This window comes from Nocardiopsis sinuspersici, from assembly GCF_001998325.1.
Taxonomy (GTDB): domain Bacteria; phylum Actinomycetota; class Actinomycetes; order Streptosporangiales; family Streptosporangiaceae; genus Nocardiopsis; species Nocardiopsis sinuspersici.
The window spans coordinates 4,365,659-4,381,124 of the sequence record NZ_MCOK01000001.1 but is presented as its reverse complement, the minus strand read 5'-3'; the positions used below and the strand labels follow the sequence as shown (position 1 = coordinate 4,381,124).

Genomic DNA, 15,466 nt, shown 5'->3' with positions numbered 1-15,466 from the left:
CTCCCGCCTTCAGACGGGGGAGGAAACCCGTGCCTCCTTCTGTGTGGTGTAGCCGTAACCGTCCGCCCGTTGGAGCAGGCGCAGGTTTTTCCACGAGGTCTTGACAGGGCCGTGCGGGGTCTGCAGGGTGTGGCTGCCGCTGCTGCGTACCGCCACTCGGCCGGTATGGCTTCCGGCATGCTTGCCGGAGGGGATGCTCGCTTGGGCCAGGTCCCCGGTCCGGAAGCCGAAGAAGGCCTTGCGGCGAGGCAGATACGACCGGGGGAAGCCGTACCTGTCCGTGCGGGTGCGGGTGTAGGTGCCGCGGCCGCTGCATCCGATGACCAGGACCGTGGAGACGGCCGCGGTGATGGCGTCGACCTTGCCGACGGCCAAGGCGTCGAGAGTGTGGGACTTGGGCAACTTGTTGCGGGTGCGGTTCCACTTGGTGCGCCCGCCCGAGGCCGCATGGGCCCGCAGGCGTTTGTTGAGAGCGTGCCACAGCGCCCATCGGGTGGCGTTGACCGCGGCGGTGTCGCGCAGTGGGATCTTGGCTTGGCCCTTGATCCCGGCGAGGATTCGCGGGGTGGTCACGAACTCCTCGACAGGTTGGTCGCCTTTGGCCCGGTTGCATGGAACGCAGGCCGGCACAAGGTTCGATATTCGGTCGGAGCCGCCCTGAGAGCGGGGGTGGATGTGGTCGATGTTGAGCGGGGTGTCGATGGCGCCGCAATAAGCACAAGAGCGGCCCCACTTTGTGAGGAGGTACTCGCGCACCTCGTAGCCGTGCAGGGTGCCGTGCTGGTACTCCACACCTTCCAGCGAACGCCCCGCGCTGAGGGCGTGGGTGTCGAAGGCGACCCGCTCGGCGTGTACCGCACGGACCGGCGCCCAACGGGCCAGACGATCCACCCAGGCCAGGGTGGTGTCCACCCGGTGCCGGAGTGAGGGTGGCAGCCACCCGTCGGGGCGGGTGCGGTTGTCGAACCGGGGAGAGCGGTAGCGCAGGTTGCGAGAGCGGCGTCCCTTTCTGTAGGCGGCGCGTTGGCGCATCCTCCTCGTGATCTGGTCGCCCCGGTGGTGGAGCCGCAGGGCGTAGCGGCCCCGGCGCTGCCCTGCCTGTGCGGTGAACACCGCCAGCCCGGTGTGCCTGGACCCCGGGTCGACGCCGACCTCGACCCCGCCGACCTCGGACTCCGCCGTGGTGCGGTCCTTGATTCGTATGACGAAGGGGGTGTGCCGGGCCACGACGGCTCGCCCCTTGGCCAGGAGTTTCCTGGCTCGGGCGGGGTGGGTGGGTTGGAGCGGGGTGCCGTGGGCGTCCAGGACGAACACGCACCTGTGCCCCTGGCGGGGCGATGTCCCCTCGCGGGGTGGGTGGCCCTCACGGGCCTGCTCCCGGACCGGGTGGCCCGGGGTGACGCCACCGGCGGCAGGTGAACCATCGGTGGTCTCCCCTCGCACATGTTCCACACCGGGTGCCACGCGAGCGCGGCCTCCGCGTCCCGTTTCGTCCCTGTTCCCAGGGTGGTCTGCTGACGTGGATTCCAGAGCAGGCCGCTGAGGAAGCACGGCCTGGTGGGTCTTCTCACCTGTGTGAAACGTAGCCAACGAGTCACCTCCCTGGTGTTGGCTGGTGCTGGTAACGGCAGGCCTCCAACCACGAGGGCTGAAAGCCCCTCCCTCAGGAGGGGAACCCGTTACCTCGGCTCGTAGGTTGGGGTCGGAGATGGCCGTCCTTTGCGGACGGACCACGAAACCAGGTTTCGGGCGGCGTGACAGAGCCAACCGTAGCGCGCGACAGGACGGGGATCACAGTGGTCGAGGGTGGAGCAGGCGCGAGGGAGACGGGGACCCTGACACTCGCCGGTGTGCCCATCGGGAACGTGGAGGACGCGCCGCCCAGGCTGCTGCGCGCGCTGGAGGGCGCACGCGTCATCGCGGCCGAGGACACCCGCAGGCTACGCCAGTTCGCCTCCCGCGCGAACGTGCGCCTGGGCGGGGCCGAGGGCGCCCGCGTGGTGTCCTACTACGACGCCAACGAGAGCCGCCGTACCGACGAGCTGCTCACCGACCTGCGCGGCGGACACGACGTCCTGGTCGTCACCGACGCCGGGATGCCCGGGGTGTCCGACCCGGGCTACAGACTGGCCGCCGCGTGCGGCGACGAGGGCATCCCGGTGACCGCGATCCCGGGCCCGTCCGCCGTGACCACCGCGCTCGTGGTCTCGGGCCTGCCGACCGACCGCTTCTGCTTCGAGGGCTTCCCGCCCCGCAAGGGCCTGTCCGGCTACCTGGCCGACCTGGCGGCCGAGCGCCGCACGATGGTGTTCTTCGAGAGCCCGCACCGTGTCGCGGCCACCCTGGAGGCGATGGCCGGGGCCTTCGGCGCCGACCGGCGCGCCGCCGTGTGCCGCGAGCTGACCAAGACCTATGAGGAGGTGCGCCGGGGCGGCCTCGGAGAGCTGGCGGAATGGGCCTCCGGGGGCGTACGGGGCGAGATCTCCGTCGTCGTGGAGGGCGCCCGCCAGCGCCCGGGCGAGACCGGCGACACCGCCCTGCTGGACGCGGTCTCCGAACTGGAGGAGGAGGGCGTGCGCCGCAAGGAGGCGATCGTCCGCGTGGCCAAGGAGACCGGTGTCCCCAAGCGCCGGATCTACGACCTGGTGCACGGCGTCGTGCCCGCCGAGCGGGCCGACTGAGGGCCGCGGCCGGGTACGCCGGGAAGCACGCGGACCACCGCGCGGGAGGGTGGGGAGCCGGAGACCGGAGGGCCCGAAACGGAACCTTTTCCGGCGTGGCGCGTCTGACCGGGTGAAAAGACCGACGTCGGTGAGGATCGTTCCATGAGAAGTCAGCTCTTCCAGCAGGCCCAGGAGACCAACGAGCCGGGGATGCACCTGCAGAACCACAAGATGCTCCGGGTGGGCCTCAACGGCGAGTTCTTCGCCCGGCAGGGCGCCATGGTCGCCTACCAGGGGGAGGTCGACTTCTCCTACGAGGGGTCCGGCAGCGTCGGCAAGTTCTTCAAGAAGGCCTTCACCGGCGAGGGACTGCCGCTGATGAAGGTGTCCGGGCGCGGCGACGTGTTCCTGGCCCGCGACGCCTGGGACATCCACCTGGTCGACCTGGAGGACGAGCAGCTCACGGTCAACGGCGCCAACGTGCTCGCCTTCGAGTCCGGGCTGAGCTGGGACATCCGCCGGGTCGAGGGCGCGGGGATGGTGACCGGCGGCCTCTTCAACACGGTCTTCGGCGGGCGCGGCAGGGTGGCCATCGCCTGCCACGGTTCCCCCGTGCTGCTCAACGTCGACCAGCCGACCTTCGTGGACACCGACGCCGCGGTCGCCTGGTCCACCTCGCTGCGCGCGGGCGTGCGCCGCACGTTGAAGGCCGGAGCGTTCATCGGCAGGGGCAGCGGCGAGGCGTTCCAGCTCGCCTTCGAGGGGCAGGGCTTCGTCCTGGTGCAGGCCTCCGAGGGCGCCCCGGCTCCCGCCCAGGCGGGCTGATCCGCCCGCTCCCACAGCTCTGCCCGCCCCGCACACGGGGGACGGACCGCCCTCGCACACGGGGGCCGACCGACCCCGGACGCGGGCGGGGCCCCGGGCGCGTACGTCCCGGGGCCCCGTACCGGAGCGGGTGCGGTCGCTACACGACCGCGCCGTCGTCGGCCTCGCGAGCGGCCTTGGCGGCCACCCTCTGCTTGGCCTTGCGCTCCTTGACCACGTGCGGCGGGTCGGTCCTGTCCCACCTCTGCAGCCAGATGGCCAGCGGGACGGCGACGAACACCGTGGAGAGCACACCCGTGCTCAGACCGACCAGCATGGCGATGGAGAAGTCCTGGAGCGAGGACCCACCGAGGAAGGTGAGGAAGCCCAGGATGATCAGCGCACCGACCGAGGTGTTGATCGTACGCGGCAGGGTGTTGAGCACCGCGCGGTTGGCGATCTCCGGGAACTTCGACTTCTCGTCCCTGGCCCACTCGTCGCGCACCCGGTCGAAGACCACCACCGTGTCGTTGACCGTGAAGCCGATGACGCTCAGCAGCGCGGCGAGGAACACGCCGTCGATCGGCTTGCCCCACCAGATGAACAGACCGATCACCAGGGCCAGGTTGAACGCCAGCGACAGCATGGTGGAGACGCCGAACGACCAGCGGAAGCGCCAGGCCAGGTAGACCAGCTGCAACGCGAGGGCCGCGCCCAGGGCGATCAGTGCGCGGTTGCGCAGCTCGTCGCCCATGCTCGGACCGATCAGCTCGTCGCTGACCCGTTCCACACCGCCGGTCTCCTCGGTCAGGGCGTCGGTGATCTTGGCGGCCTCGGTGTCGGAGATGTCGCCGGTGCGCACCGCGAGGTCGCTGTCGCCGGACTCCTGCACCACGGCGGAGTCCGAACCCGGGAAGTCGAGTCCGGAGATGACGTCGCGGGCCTCGACCACCGAGATGTCCTCGTCACCGGTGATCTCGTACTCCATCACGCGGCCGCCGGTGAACTCCACGCCCAGGTTGGTGTCGCGGATCAGGGGTGCGGCGACCGCGGCCGCCACGATCAGACCCGCCACGGCCAGGCCCCTGCCGCGGTGCTTCATCAGGTTCGGGTTCTTCTCGACCAGCCAGGTGCGGACCCGGCCGATCCTGTTCAGACCGCTGATCCCCGGGTGGTTGCGAACGACCGCCCGGCGCACCGCCCACTCGACGAACACGCGCGCGATGATCAGCGCGGAGAACATCGAGACGAGGGTGCCGATGCTCAGGGTCACACCGAAGCCCTGGACCGTGCCCGAGGCGAAGATGAACAGCAGTGCCGCGGCGATGAGCGTGGTGATGTTGGTGTCGATGACCGCGCTCCACGCCTTGCGGGAGCCCTCGACGAACGCCTTCTCCAGGCTCGGCGGGATGGCCCGGCGGCGGCGCCGCGCGAGTGCTCCCGATCCGGCCTTGGCGGCCTCGTCCTCGGTGGCGTCCCGCATACCCGCGGACTTGTTCGCCTCGTAGGTCTTCGTCTGGCGCTGGTACTCCTCGCGTGCGCGCTCGAAGATCAGCACGTTGGCGTCGATGGCCATACCGATCGCCAGCACGAAACCCGCCAGGCCCGGCAGGGTCAGCGTGGCGCTGATGGCTACCAGGGCCCCGTAGGCGATCAGCGTGTAGAACGCCAGCGCGACCGAGGCCAGGAAGCCGACCAGGCGGTAGACCAGCGTGATGTACAGCGCGGTGAACGCCAGGCCCAGGAGGGCGGCGATGGCGCTGGCCTCGATCGCGGCGGCACCGAGGGTCGGGCCGACCGTCTGGCGCTGGACCTCGGTGACCGGCAGCGGCAGCGAGCCGCCCTCGATCAGCACGGCCAGCTCGTTCGCGGACTCGCTGGTGAAGCTGGGGCTGGTGATGGTGGTGGACCCACCCGGCATGCCCACGTCACAGGCGAACTCCGGGTTCACCTCCGGAGCGGAGATGATCTGCTCGTCCAGCACGATCGCCACCCGGCGGCGCGGGTCGCCCTGCGGGTAGCAGGCGGCGTCGGCGGTCAGCTGGGTCCACTGGTCGCGGCCCTCGCCCTCGAAGTTGACGTTGACCGTCCACTGGGCGCGGTTGACGTTGTCCAGCGTCGCGTCGGCGCTGTCCACCTGGTCGCCCTGGATGACGGACTCGCCGAGCTGCAGGTTGGTTCCGTCCGAGTCCGGAAGGGTCATCACGACGTCTTCGGGATTCTCCGCGGTGGGACCCGCCGGAGGCTGCTGCTGGCCGCCCATGCCGCTCATGAGCTCTTCCATCTGCTCGGGCGACATCTCCTGTCCGCCGCCCTCACCGCCTCCCGGCGGGGCCTCGCCCTCGGGCGGGGCCCCGCCGCCCTCGGTGTCGGCCGGGGCCCGGGCCTCGTCGGCGGGGGCGTCCGGGGCGTTGGCGGAGTCCCCGGTCGGCGGCGCCTGCACGCCCTGACCGCCCTGCTGGCCGACGCCCAGCACCGGGTGGAAGGACAGCTGGGCGGTCTGGCCGACGATCTTCGCGGCCTCCGCCGGGTCCTGCACGCCGGGCAGTTCGACGATGATCCGGTTCTCGCCCGAGCGCGACATGGTCGCCTCGGCCACACCGAGGCTGTCGATGCGCTGGCGCAGCACCTCGATGACCTTGTCGGTGTTCTCGGAGTCGGCTGGTGTGCCGTCGGGACCGTCCTGGGTCTCCAGGACGATCTGCGTTCCGCCGCTGAGGTCGAGCCCCAGGCGCGGCGGCATGAACCACGCCGCGCCGAACGCGACGAGGATGACGAGAAGGGAGATGAGCGCGCGTGTCCAGCGCCCTCCGGCTCCCGTTTGACTGGACAAGGGGTTGGTACCTCTCACTGCGAATACGGGAAATCCGGACGCGTGCCAGATGGGGGGTGCGTCCGGGATGGTCAGACGGTGGTGTTCGCGGTGAGAGGGGGAGCCCGTGCCGGTGGCAGTGCCCCGTGGGCGACCTCTTCCGGAAGGGGATCGGAGGCCAGGGGCGGCAGCGGCCACCAGGGCTGGTCCCACACCGCCAGACGCAGCGCGCAACTGGGCACCGCGTCCGGGAGGTCGCGCAGCACCGAACGTTGGTCGCAGGTGGAGGCGGGCGGCCCGACGGTCACCATCGGGTTCTCGGACAGTTCCGCGCGTTCGCGCGGGGTCGCCCGGTCCCGTTCGGCCGCCTGGTCCGGTGTGTGCTCGGGAGCACTGAGCAGACCGTGCGGCGGCAGGGACGACGGTGAGGCCGGCCGCCCGACGCCGGAGGCGACGGGGAAGGACAGTATGACGAGCAGCAACACGCTGGTGAGCAGCGCGGTGACGTGTCGGGCAGGGCGGGGTAGGGCACCGGCAACCATGGTGACCACCGCCTCAGGTAGGAACCGGGGAGAGGACGCTGTCCGTCGCCGCGCGCCCCGGTGGCACACGGCCCGTTCAGCAGAGCATAAGGGCAGCGGCAAGTTCGGGGGAATGTCCTTTTACTCCGGTTGCGGAACTTGTTTCGGACACGGAACCGCGTCGGCTCCGGCGCGGCACGGCAGCGGGTCCGCCGTGCGGTACCACGCGGGAAAGGCGTGCGCGGCAGGCCTCCGCCCCCTTTAGGCTTGGGTCATGTCGTCGAATCGCCACATCCTGACCGCGGTCGCCTGGCCCTACGCCAACGGACCGCGCCACATCGGCCACGTGTCCGGCTTCGGAGTGCCCTCCGACGTCTTCTCCCGCTTCCAGCGAATGTCGGGCAACCACGTGCTGATGGTCAGCGGCACCGACGAGCACGGCACACCGGTCCAGGTGCTGGCCGACCAGGAGGGCGTGAGCCCCCGGGAGCTGGCCGACCGCTACAACCGGATCATCGCCGAGGACCTCGTCGGCCTCGGCCTGTCCTACGACCTGTTCACCCGCACCACCACCGGCAACCACTACGCCGTTGCCCAGCAGCTGTTCACCGCGCTGTACGAGAACGGGTACGTCTTCGCCCACACGACCAAGGGCGCGGTCTCCCCGTCCACCGGCCGCACGCTCCCGGACCGCTACATCGAGGGCGTCTGCCCGATCTGCGGCTACGACGGCGCGCGCGGCGACCAGTGCGACAACTGCGGCAACCAGCTCGACCCCATCGACCTCGTCTCGCCCCGCTCGCGGATCAACGGCGAGACGCCCGAGTTCGTGGACACCGAGCACTTCATGCTCGACCTGCCCGCCTTCGCCGAGGCCCTCACGACCTGGCTCAAGGGCAAGGAGGGCGAGTGGCGGCCCAACGTCCTCAAGTTCTCCCTGAACCTGGTGGAGGACCTCCAGCCGCGCGCGGTCACCCGCGACCTCAACTGGGGCGTGCCCGTACCGCTGGAGGGCTGGAGCGACAACGGCAACAAGCGCCTGTACGTGTGGTTCGACGCGGTCATCGGCTACCTGTCCGCGTCGGTGGAGTGGGCCAAGCGCGTCGGTGAGCCCGAGGCCTGGCGCCGCTGGTGGCAGAGCGACGAGGCCCGGTCCTACTACTTCATGGGCAAGGACAACATCGTCTTCCACTCGGTGGTCTGGCCCGCGATCCTGCTGGGCCACAACGGCGAGGGCGACCGGGACGGAGAGCCCGGCCCGCTGGGCAGGCTCGACGTGCCCACCGAGGTGGTCTCCAGCGAGTTCCTCACCATGGAGGGGCGCAAGTTCTCCTCCTCGCGCCGCGTGGTGATCTACGTGCGCGACTTCCTGGAGCGCTACTCGGCCGACGCGCTGCGCTACTACATCATGGCCGCCGGCCCCGAGACCCAGGACACCGACTTCACCTGGGCCGAGTTCGTGCGCCGCAACAACGACGAGCTGGTGGCGGCCTGGGGCAACCTGGTCAACCGCTCCATCTCGATGGCGGCCAAGAACCTGGGCGAGATCCCGGCCGCCGGTGAGCTGACCGACGAGGACCGCCGGGTGCTGGAGGACTCCCGGGCCGCGTTCGGCCGGGTCGGCGAGCGGCTGGAGCGGTCCCAGTTCAAGGCGGGCCTGCAGGAGGCCATGCGCACCGTGGCCGAGGCCAACAAGTACATCTCCGACCAGGCTCCGTGGGCGCTGAAGAAGACCGACCCCGAGCGGATGGCCACCGTGCTCCACGTGGCCCTCCAACTGGTCCAGGACGCCAACACGCTGCTCACCCCGTACCTGCCCGAGTCGGCGAACAAGGTGTACGCGATGCTCGGCGGCACCGGTACCTGGACGGGCATGCCCCGCATCGACACCGGCCGTGACACCATCGGCGGCTCGGGTGAGGAGACGGAGTACCCGGTCATCACGGGGGACTACGCCGGCAACGAGGCGCGCTGGGAGTCCAGGCCGATCGTGCCCGGCACCCCGCTCAGCCGCCCGGAGCCGCTGTTCACCAAGCTCGACCAGTCGGTGGTGGACGAGGAGCTGGCCCGCCTGGAGGGCGACACCGAGTAGGGTCCCGGGCCCTTCGGGAGCCCCGCCGAAGAGGGGCTCTCCGAGCTGGCCCCTCCCGGTGGGCCCCGAGGCCGCCGCAGGAGACCTGGAACGACAGCGCCGACGGGCACCGCCCGTCGGCGCGCCTTCGTGGAGGAACGTGAACATGGGCAAGCGCAGCGGGAAAGCGGTCAGGGAGCGCAACGAGCAGACGCCCCCGCCGGTACCCGAGCCCCTGCGGGTCCCGGTGGCCGACAGCCACACCCACATGGACATGCAGACCCCGGAGGTCGAGGAGGTCATCGCCACCGCCGAGGGCGTCGGGGTGACCCCGCTGGTCCAGGTGGGCGTGGACCTGCCGTCCTCGCGCTGGGCGGCCGAGGTCGCCGCCGCGCACCCCGGCCGGGTGTGGGCCGCCGTGGCCCTGCACCCCAACGAGGCGCCGCGCATCGTGCACGGGGACGGCGCGCAGGGCGTGGAGGTGGACGACACCGACTGGGCGGGCAAGCTCCGCGAGCCCGGGGGCATGGCGGAGCTGGAGGCGCAGCTGGCCGGGATCGACGAGCTGGCCGCCCTGCCCCAGGTCGTCGCGGTCGGCGAGACCGGCATGGACACCTTCCGCACCGGCCCCGAGGGCAAGCGCGCGCAGGAGGAGTCCTTCCGCCGCCACATCGGGATCGCCGGGCGCCACGGCAAGGCCGTGATGATCCACGACCGGGAGGCCCACGAGGACGTGCTGCGGATCCTGGCCGACGAGGGCGCCCCGGACAAGGTGGTCTTCCACTGCTTCTCCGGTGACGCGGCCATGGCCAAGGTGTGCGCCGAGCACGGCTACTTCATGAGCTTCGCGGGCAACGTCACCTTCGCCAGCGCCGAGTCGCTGAGGGAGGCGGCCGCGGTGGCGCCGCCGGAGCTGATGCTGGTGGAGACCGACGCGCCCTTCCTCACGCCCAAGCCCTACCGGGGCCGTCCCAACGCCCCCTACCTGATCCCGCACACGCTGCGGGTGCTGGCCGAGACCAAGGGCATGGACGAGGACGAGCTGGCCGGGATCATCGCGGACAACGCGCGGCGGGCCTTCGGCTTCTGACCGCCTTCCTCCCGCGGTACACGCGAGGGCGCGGCCCGAGGCCGTGCCGCCCCGCCGCTCCCACGGGAACGGCGGCGGGCGCCGTCCCGAAGGGGGAGGCCGAAAGCGCGGACCGTGTCCGGTGTATAACGCTTGCGTATACCACCTGGTCCGGTTTCGGGGGCGGTGTGGAAGTGAGGGTCTGTTCCGGGGACCAGGCTGAACACGTAGTTGTGTGCGGGTTTTGATAGCGAATGTCCCGGTGTCTAGGGCATTGAACACCTTTTGCCGTTATAGTCCCGTTTTGTTCGTTCCTTAGCTTCTTCGTCAGCCCAGGCCCTGACCCGCTAGGAATCCCCCGCACATGACATCCCCCGTCACCGCGGTGCGCGTATGCGCCGTAACGGCCGCCACGGCCGTGGTCCTGACCTCCTTCGGCGCTTTTCCAGCCGCGGCCGACACCTGCGAGGGCGGTGTCGCGTCCGACTTCGACGGCGACGGCGTCCGCGACCTGGTCATCGGTGACCCCGACGCCTCGGTCGACGGCAACGAACGTGCCGGACGGATCACCGTGGCCTACGGCGGAGAGCGGGCACCCGTTCTCCTGAAGAGGGGAGCCGGCGTCATCCCCGGTGAGCCGGGGCAGGGTGACCGCCTCGGTGAGGTCATGGACACCTTCGACCACGACGGCGACGGCTGTACCGACCTGCTCGTGGGCCTGCCCCGTGAACAGGTCGACGACCTGGAGGAAGCCGGCGCGGTCCTGGTCGTCCACGGATCCCCGCAGGGGCTGGGGGCGGGCACCGCCACCCAGGTCTGGGACCAGGACACCCCCGGTTTCGGCGGTGGCCCCGAGACGGGGGACTGGTTCGGGCACGCGATCGCCGCGGGAAACACCCTCGACGGGGACGCCTACGCCGTCATCGGGATCCCCGGGGAGGCCGTCGGAGGCTTCGAGGACGCCGGCTACGTCCAGTACGTCCGAGGTGACCACACCGCCTCCTTCCACCAGGACACCGAAGGCGTGACCGGCACCGTCGAGGCCAGCGACCGCTACGGCTTCGACGTCGCGGCCAGTAACACCCTCATCGCGGTCGGCGCTCCGGGAGAGGCCATCGGTTCCGAGGAGTTCGCCGGGGGCGTCCACCTGTTCAACCACGAGCAGGCCGGTAACCGCCCTGCCTACGTGGGCGGCCTCCACCAGGACTCGGACCTGCCCGGCGGGGTGGACGGGGGCTCGGAGGCCGGTGACCGTACCGGCACCTCCGTCGACGTGGTCGACTACCGCACCGGAACCGGCGCCGCCAAGACCATGGTCGCCGTCGGATCCCCCGGCGAGGACCTCGGCGACGGCGGGACCGACACCGGTGGTGTCCACGTCATCAGTGCCGAGGCGGACGGGACACGGCACCAGATCTTCGCCGCCTTCCGAGACACGGGCGGCATGGACCTCGCCCAGAGCTCCGACTTCCTCGGGCAGCACGTGCGCCTCGTGGACACCGCTCCCGGGCAGAACGCCACCGACACCTCGGTCAAGCTCGTCGCGGGGACCCCCGGGCACACGGTCGGCGAGGAGCGGGCCGCAGGCCTGGTCCAGGTCTTCCACCCGCTCACCGGTTCCGTGGACGACCGCCTGGACCTGGACCGCACCGGCCATTCCGCCCTGGGCGCTCCCGTCGCCGGAGGCTACTTCGGCATGTCCTTCCACGCGACCGCCGAAGACCTCTACCTGCCGACCCCCTTCGACCCCGGTGATCCCGGGGCCGTCCACGCCGTCTCGTGGCGGGAGCTGCTGGAACAGGACACGCCCGCCTGGCGGACCTGGACTCCCGGGCAGAACGGGCTGCCCGAGGGCGGGCGCGCGTTCGGTGCCGCGTTGCGCTGACCCCGTCCCGAACCCCTGCCTCTCCGTACATCCCCCTTCCGGAAGGATTCCCCGTGCCCACCCACGGCACCCCGGCCTCACCGCGTCGGCGCAGCAGATCCGCCTTCGTTCGCCGATCCCTCGCAGTCCTGACCACCGTCGTCGTTCTCGCTGCTCTGGGAGTCGTGGCGCCGGTCACCGGACCCCTCCCCGGCGGCGGCACCGCATACGCCGAAGGAGACCCCACCGCGTCGACGGAGGCTGAGGCCACCGAACTGGCGGCCGAACTCGGCGAGCGGGTCGAGGTCACCGGGCTGCGGCGGGAACGGCGCACCGTCTACGCGGAACCGGACGGCAGCTTCACCGCCCTGGAGCACACCAACCCCGTGAGGGTCATGCGCGACGGTGCGTGGGTCGAGCCCGACGCGACGCTGGTCCGGGGCGACGACGGCGGCATCACCCCCACCGCGTCCACGATCGGCCTCCGGTTGTCCTCCGGTGGGGACGAACCACTCGCCGTGCTCGACCGCGCCGGCAAGGAGATGGTCCTGGAGTGGCCCACTCCTCTGCCCGAGCCGGAGCTCGACGGCGATGAGGCCCGCTACGCCTCCGTGGTGGAGGGCGTCGACCTGGTCGTGCGCGCCCACGCGGACGGCTTCTCCCACGTGCTCGTGGTCCACACGCCCGAGGCGGCCGCGAGTGAGGAGCTGGCCGAACTGCGCCTGGGCACTCATGTGGACGGCGTGGAACTCGTCGAGGAGGGCACCGGCCTGGAAGCGGTCGACTCCGGTGCGGGCGGTGCCGTCTTCGAAGCCGCAGAGCCCCTCATGTGGGACTCGGGCGACAACGGTGGAGAGGGAGCGGCCGAGCCCCGGGCCCTGTCCTCGGAGGAGGCTCCGGAAGCGGCCGCGGTAGAGGCAGAAGGCGACCTGCCGGAGGAGGGGCCTCTGGAGTCCTCCCGTATCGCCTCCGTGGACGTCTCCGTCGAAAGCGGTGACCTGGTCCTGCGCCCCGACCAGGAGATGATCGCCGACGAGGAGACCGCCTACCCGATCTACATCGACCCCGTGTGGAAGACCTCCACGAACTCGGCCTGGACGATGGTCTCCTCCGGGTACTCCGGAACGTCCTTCTGGAAGTTCTCCGGAGAGGACCACGAAGGTGTCGGACGCTGCCCGCAGCTGGCCGGCGACCCGTACTACTGCAACGGAACGGGCGTCAAACGGCTCTTCTACCGCATCCCCACCGGCGCGTACGCCGACAAGCAGATCCTGTCCGCCGAACTCGCGGTGACGTTGCGCCACACCTACAACTCCACCGGATACCCGGTCCGTGCCTACCGCACCGGTGGTTTCGACAGCTCCACCACCTGGAACAACCAGCCCTCCTGGTCCACGCATCAGGACACCAAGAGTCCCTCCAACCCCACCAGCTCCTGCACCTCCACCAATCAGAACGTGCGCTTCGACGTCTCCGAAGCGGTCGGCAGGGCCGCCGACAACGGCTACTCCTCCACGTCCTTCGGCCTGCGTGCCGGGGACGAGTCCACCTACACCCAGTGGAAGCGTTTCTGCGACAACGCCCACCTGGAGGTGCGCTACAACACCGTTCCGGACATTGCGGACCAGGCCTGGCTGGGCCTGTCCCCGGGGGGCGCCTGTGTCTACGGCACGGACCGACCCTTCGTGGACGAGCCGCCGCGGCTCTCGGCCTACCTGTCCGACGGTGACGAGTTCAGTACCGCCGCCGAGAAGCTCAAGGCCCAGTTCCGGGTCTTCTGGACCGACGAGAACGGTGCGGAGCAAGAACACACCTACACCACATCCGAGAAGGCGTCGGGATCCTTCTTCCACTACCAGGTTCCCGACGACATCCCGGAGAACACCGTCATCGGCTGGATCGTACGGGCTTCCGACGGACACGCCTGGGGCCCGTGGAGCTGGAGCGGCGCACAGACCCGGTGCCAGTTCGTCCACGACTCCACCGCTCCGGCGGAACCGGAGATCACCTCGGCCGACTTCCCCGCGGACGACGCCTGGCACGACGGCGTGGGCGTCTACGGCGAGTTCACCGTCTCGTCGCCCTCCGACGACGTGGTCGAGTACCGCTACGGCGTCAACGAGGACCCCTCCGCAGCCAACACGCTGACCCCCGACGGTGACGGCACGGCGACCCTCACCTTCAGCCCGTGGTACGAGGGGCCGCACAGTCTCTACGTCGAGGCGGTCGACCAGGCGGGCAAGGTCAGCAGCCGTGCCAACCACCTGTTCCTCGTCGACGGAGGCAGGCCCGCGGTCGGCCAGTGGAGTATGGGCGACGACGCGGGCGCCGAAGGAGCCGCCGACGCCTCCGACACGGGTCACACCGCTGTGGCCGGTGTCGGGGCCGCCTTCGGGGAGGAGGGGCCCGGCGGCGAAGGAAGCCGCGCCGCCGTCCTGGACGGCACGGAGGGGGCCTACCTCGCCCCCGGCGCGCACCTGGTCGACACCACCGGCCTCTTCTCGGTCGCGGCCTGGGTCCGGCTGGACGACCTGAGCCGCGACCAGGTGGTCGTCTCCCAGGACGGCACCGGAGAGCCGGGGTTCACGCTCGGCTACGACGCCTCCGACCAGGCTTGGCGCGTCGCCTTCCCCGACGCCGACATGTACGCCCTCGGAGAGTGGGGGGTTTCCGCGGAGGCGACGGTCACCGAGGGGGAGTGGGCGCACGTGGCGTTCGCCCACGACGGCCACACCAACACCGTCCGCCTCTATGTCAACGGCTCCCCGGAGGGAACCGTCGAGCGCGAGACCGTCTGGTACGCGCCCGGAGAGCTCCAGATCGGCCGTGCGGCCACCCGTAGCGGCTACGACCGGCACCTGGACGGTGCCGTGGCCGACGTGCGCGTCTTCGACCGGATCGTGAACGGATACGAGTTCGACCGGCTCCGGATGCTTCCGGTGGACCGGAAGGGCTACTGGCCGTTCAACGAGGCCGCGGACGGCAGCAGTCCCGAAGCCGACGGCCTGGAGCCGATGTACCTGAACGGGGACGCGGCCATCCAGGCCTCCGATCCCTGGTCGGGCGACAGCGCCCTGATGGGACAGGGCCACCTGCGGCTCGACGGTGACGGCGACTCGGCGGGCGCCTTCGTGGACGCGCCTCTGGAGGGCAGTTTCACGCTCAGCGTCCGAACCCGTCTGGCGGCGGCCTCCCCCGAGGAGTCGATGACGATCCTCTCCCAGAACGCCTACAGCACTCTCATCGACCTCCGCTACAACGCCGAGAGCGGGCGCTGGGAGGCCGTCCTGTCCAACACGGACGAGGTCGACGCCGACTCCACCGTGCTGGAGGCGTCCGGATTCGCCCCGAGCCACGAGAACCGGGGCGACCACCTCGTGCTGGTCTTCGACTCCTTCGCCCAGGAAGTCCGCTTCTACGTGAACGGCACGCACGCCCAGACACGTGTCTTCCACCCGCTGTGGCCCACACCGGAGGTCCTGGCGGAGGACCCGAACCCACCGTGGGTGATGCTCAACGTCGGACGTAGCAAGTTCGACGGCTACTCGTGGCACCAGCACTTCTCCGGCGCGGTAGACGATGTCCGCCTCTACGCCGGAGCCGCTGACGAGACCCTCATCTCCGCGCTCAACCGGACCACCGAGAACCCGGAGCTGTGACCG

9 protein-coding genes are annotated in these 15,466 nt (G+C 70.6%); 6 read left to right on the top strand and 3 right to left on the bottom strand.

Annotated features, from left to right (window positions below):
* Nucleotides 1-9: 9 nt before the first annotated feature.
* Nucleotides 10-1,314 (bottom strand): RNA-guided endonuclease IscB, encoded by a 1,305-nt coding sequence (gene iscB, locus NOSIN_RS18890; RefSeq protein WP_077692029.1) that lies wholly within the window; start codon nucleotides 1,312-1,314, stop codon nucleotides 10-12.
* Nucleotides 1,315-1,796: 482 nt separating this feature from the next.
* On the opposite strand from iscB, the gene rsmI reads away from it, so the two are divergent.
* Together rsmI and NOSIN_RS18880 are read left to right on the top strand one after the other, a co-directional pair.
* A complete protein-coding gene (rsmI, locus tag NOSIN_RS18885; RefSeq protein WP_077692028.1) occupies nucleotides 1,797-2,681 on the top strand; it encodes a 16S rRNA (cytidine(1402)-2'-O)-methyltransferase in 885 nt (294 codons plus the stop codon).
* Between the two features lie 144 nt (nucleotides 2,682-2,825).
* Nucleotides 2,826-3,488, top strand: coding sequence for an AIM24 family protein (locus NOSIN_RS18880; RefSeq protein ID WP_077692027.1), 663 nt, complete (start codon nucleotides 2,826-2,828; stop codon nucleotides 3,486-3,488).
* 139 nt (nucleotides 3,489-3,627) lie between these two features.
* On the opposite strand, the gene secD is transcribed toward NOSIN_RS18880, so the two are convergent.
* Both secD and NOSIN_RS18870 read right to left on the bottom strand, forming a co-directional pair.
* The gene (gene secD, locus NOSIN_RS18875; RefSeq protein WP_077692026.1) at nucleotides 3,628-6,300 is read right to left on the bottom strand and encodes a protein translocase subunit SecD; all 2,673 of its coding nucleotides are present in this window, start codon (nucleotides 6,298-6,300) and stop codon (nucleotides 3,628-3,630) included.
* 71 nt (nucleotides 6,301-6,371) lie between these two features.
* Entirely contained in the window at nucleotides 6,372-6,830 is a 459-nt protein-coding gene (locus NOSIN_RS18870; protein WP_143832958.1) for a hypothetical protein, read from the bottom strand.
* A 244-nt stretch (nucleotides 6,831-7,074) separates the two neighbouring features.
* On the opposite strand from NOSIN_RS18870, the gene metG reads away from it, so the two are divergent.
* The 4 genes from metG to NOSIN_RS18850 all read left to right on the top strand — a co-directional run bounded on the left by metG (nucleotide 7,075) and on the right by NOSIN_RS18850 (nucleotide 15,463).
* The gene (gene metG, locus NOSIN_RS18865; RefSeq protein WP_077692025.1) at nucleotides 7,075-8,892 is read left to right on the top strand and encodes a methionine--tRNA ligase; all 1,818 of its coding nucleotides are present in this window, start codon (nucleotides 7,075-7,077) and stop codon (nucleotides 8,890-8,892) included.
* Nucleotides 8,893-9,037: 145 nt separating this feature from the next.
* A complete protein-coding gene (locus NOSIN_RS18860; RefSeq protein ID WP_077692024.1) occupies nucleotides 9,038-9,961 on the top strand; it encodes a TatD family hydrolase in 924 nt (307 codons plus the stop codon).
* Nucleotides 9,962-10,304: 343 nt separating this feature from the next.
* Nucleotides 10,305-11,825 (top strand): integrin alpha, encoded by a 1,521-nt coding sequence (locus NOSIN_RS18855; RefSeq protein ID WP_077692023.1) that lies wholly within the window; start codon nucleotides 10,305-10,307, stop codon nucleotides 11,823-11,825.
* Nucleotides 11,826-11,878: 53 nt separating this feature from the next.
* A complete protein-coding gene (locus NOSIN_RS18850; RefSeq protein ID WP_143832957.1) occupies nucleotides 11,879-15,463 on the top strand; it encodes a LamG-like jellyroll fold domain-containing protein in 3,585 nt (1,194 codons plus the stop codon).
* The last annotated feature ends 3 nt before the right edge of the window (nucleotides 15,464-15,466 follow it).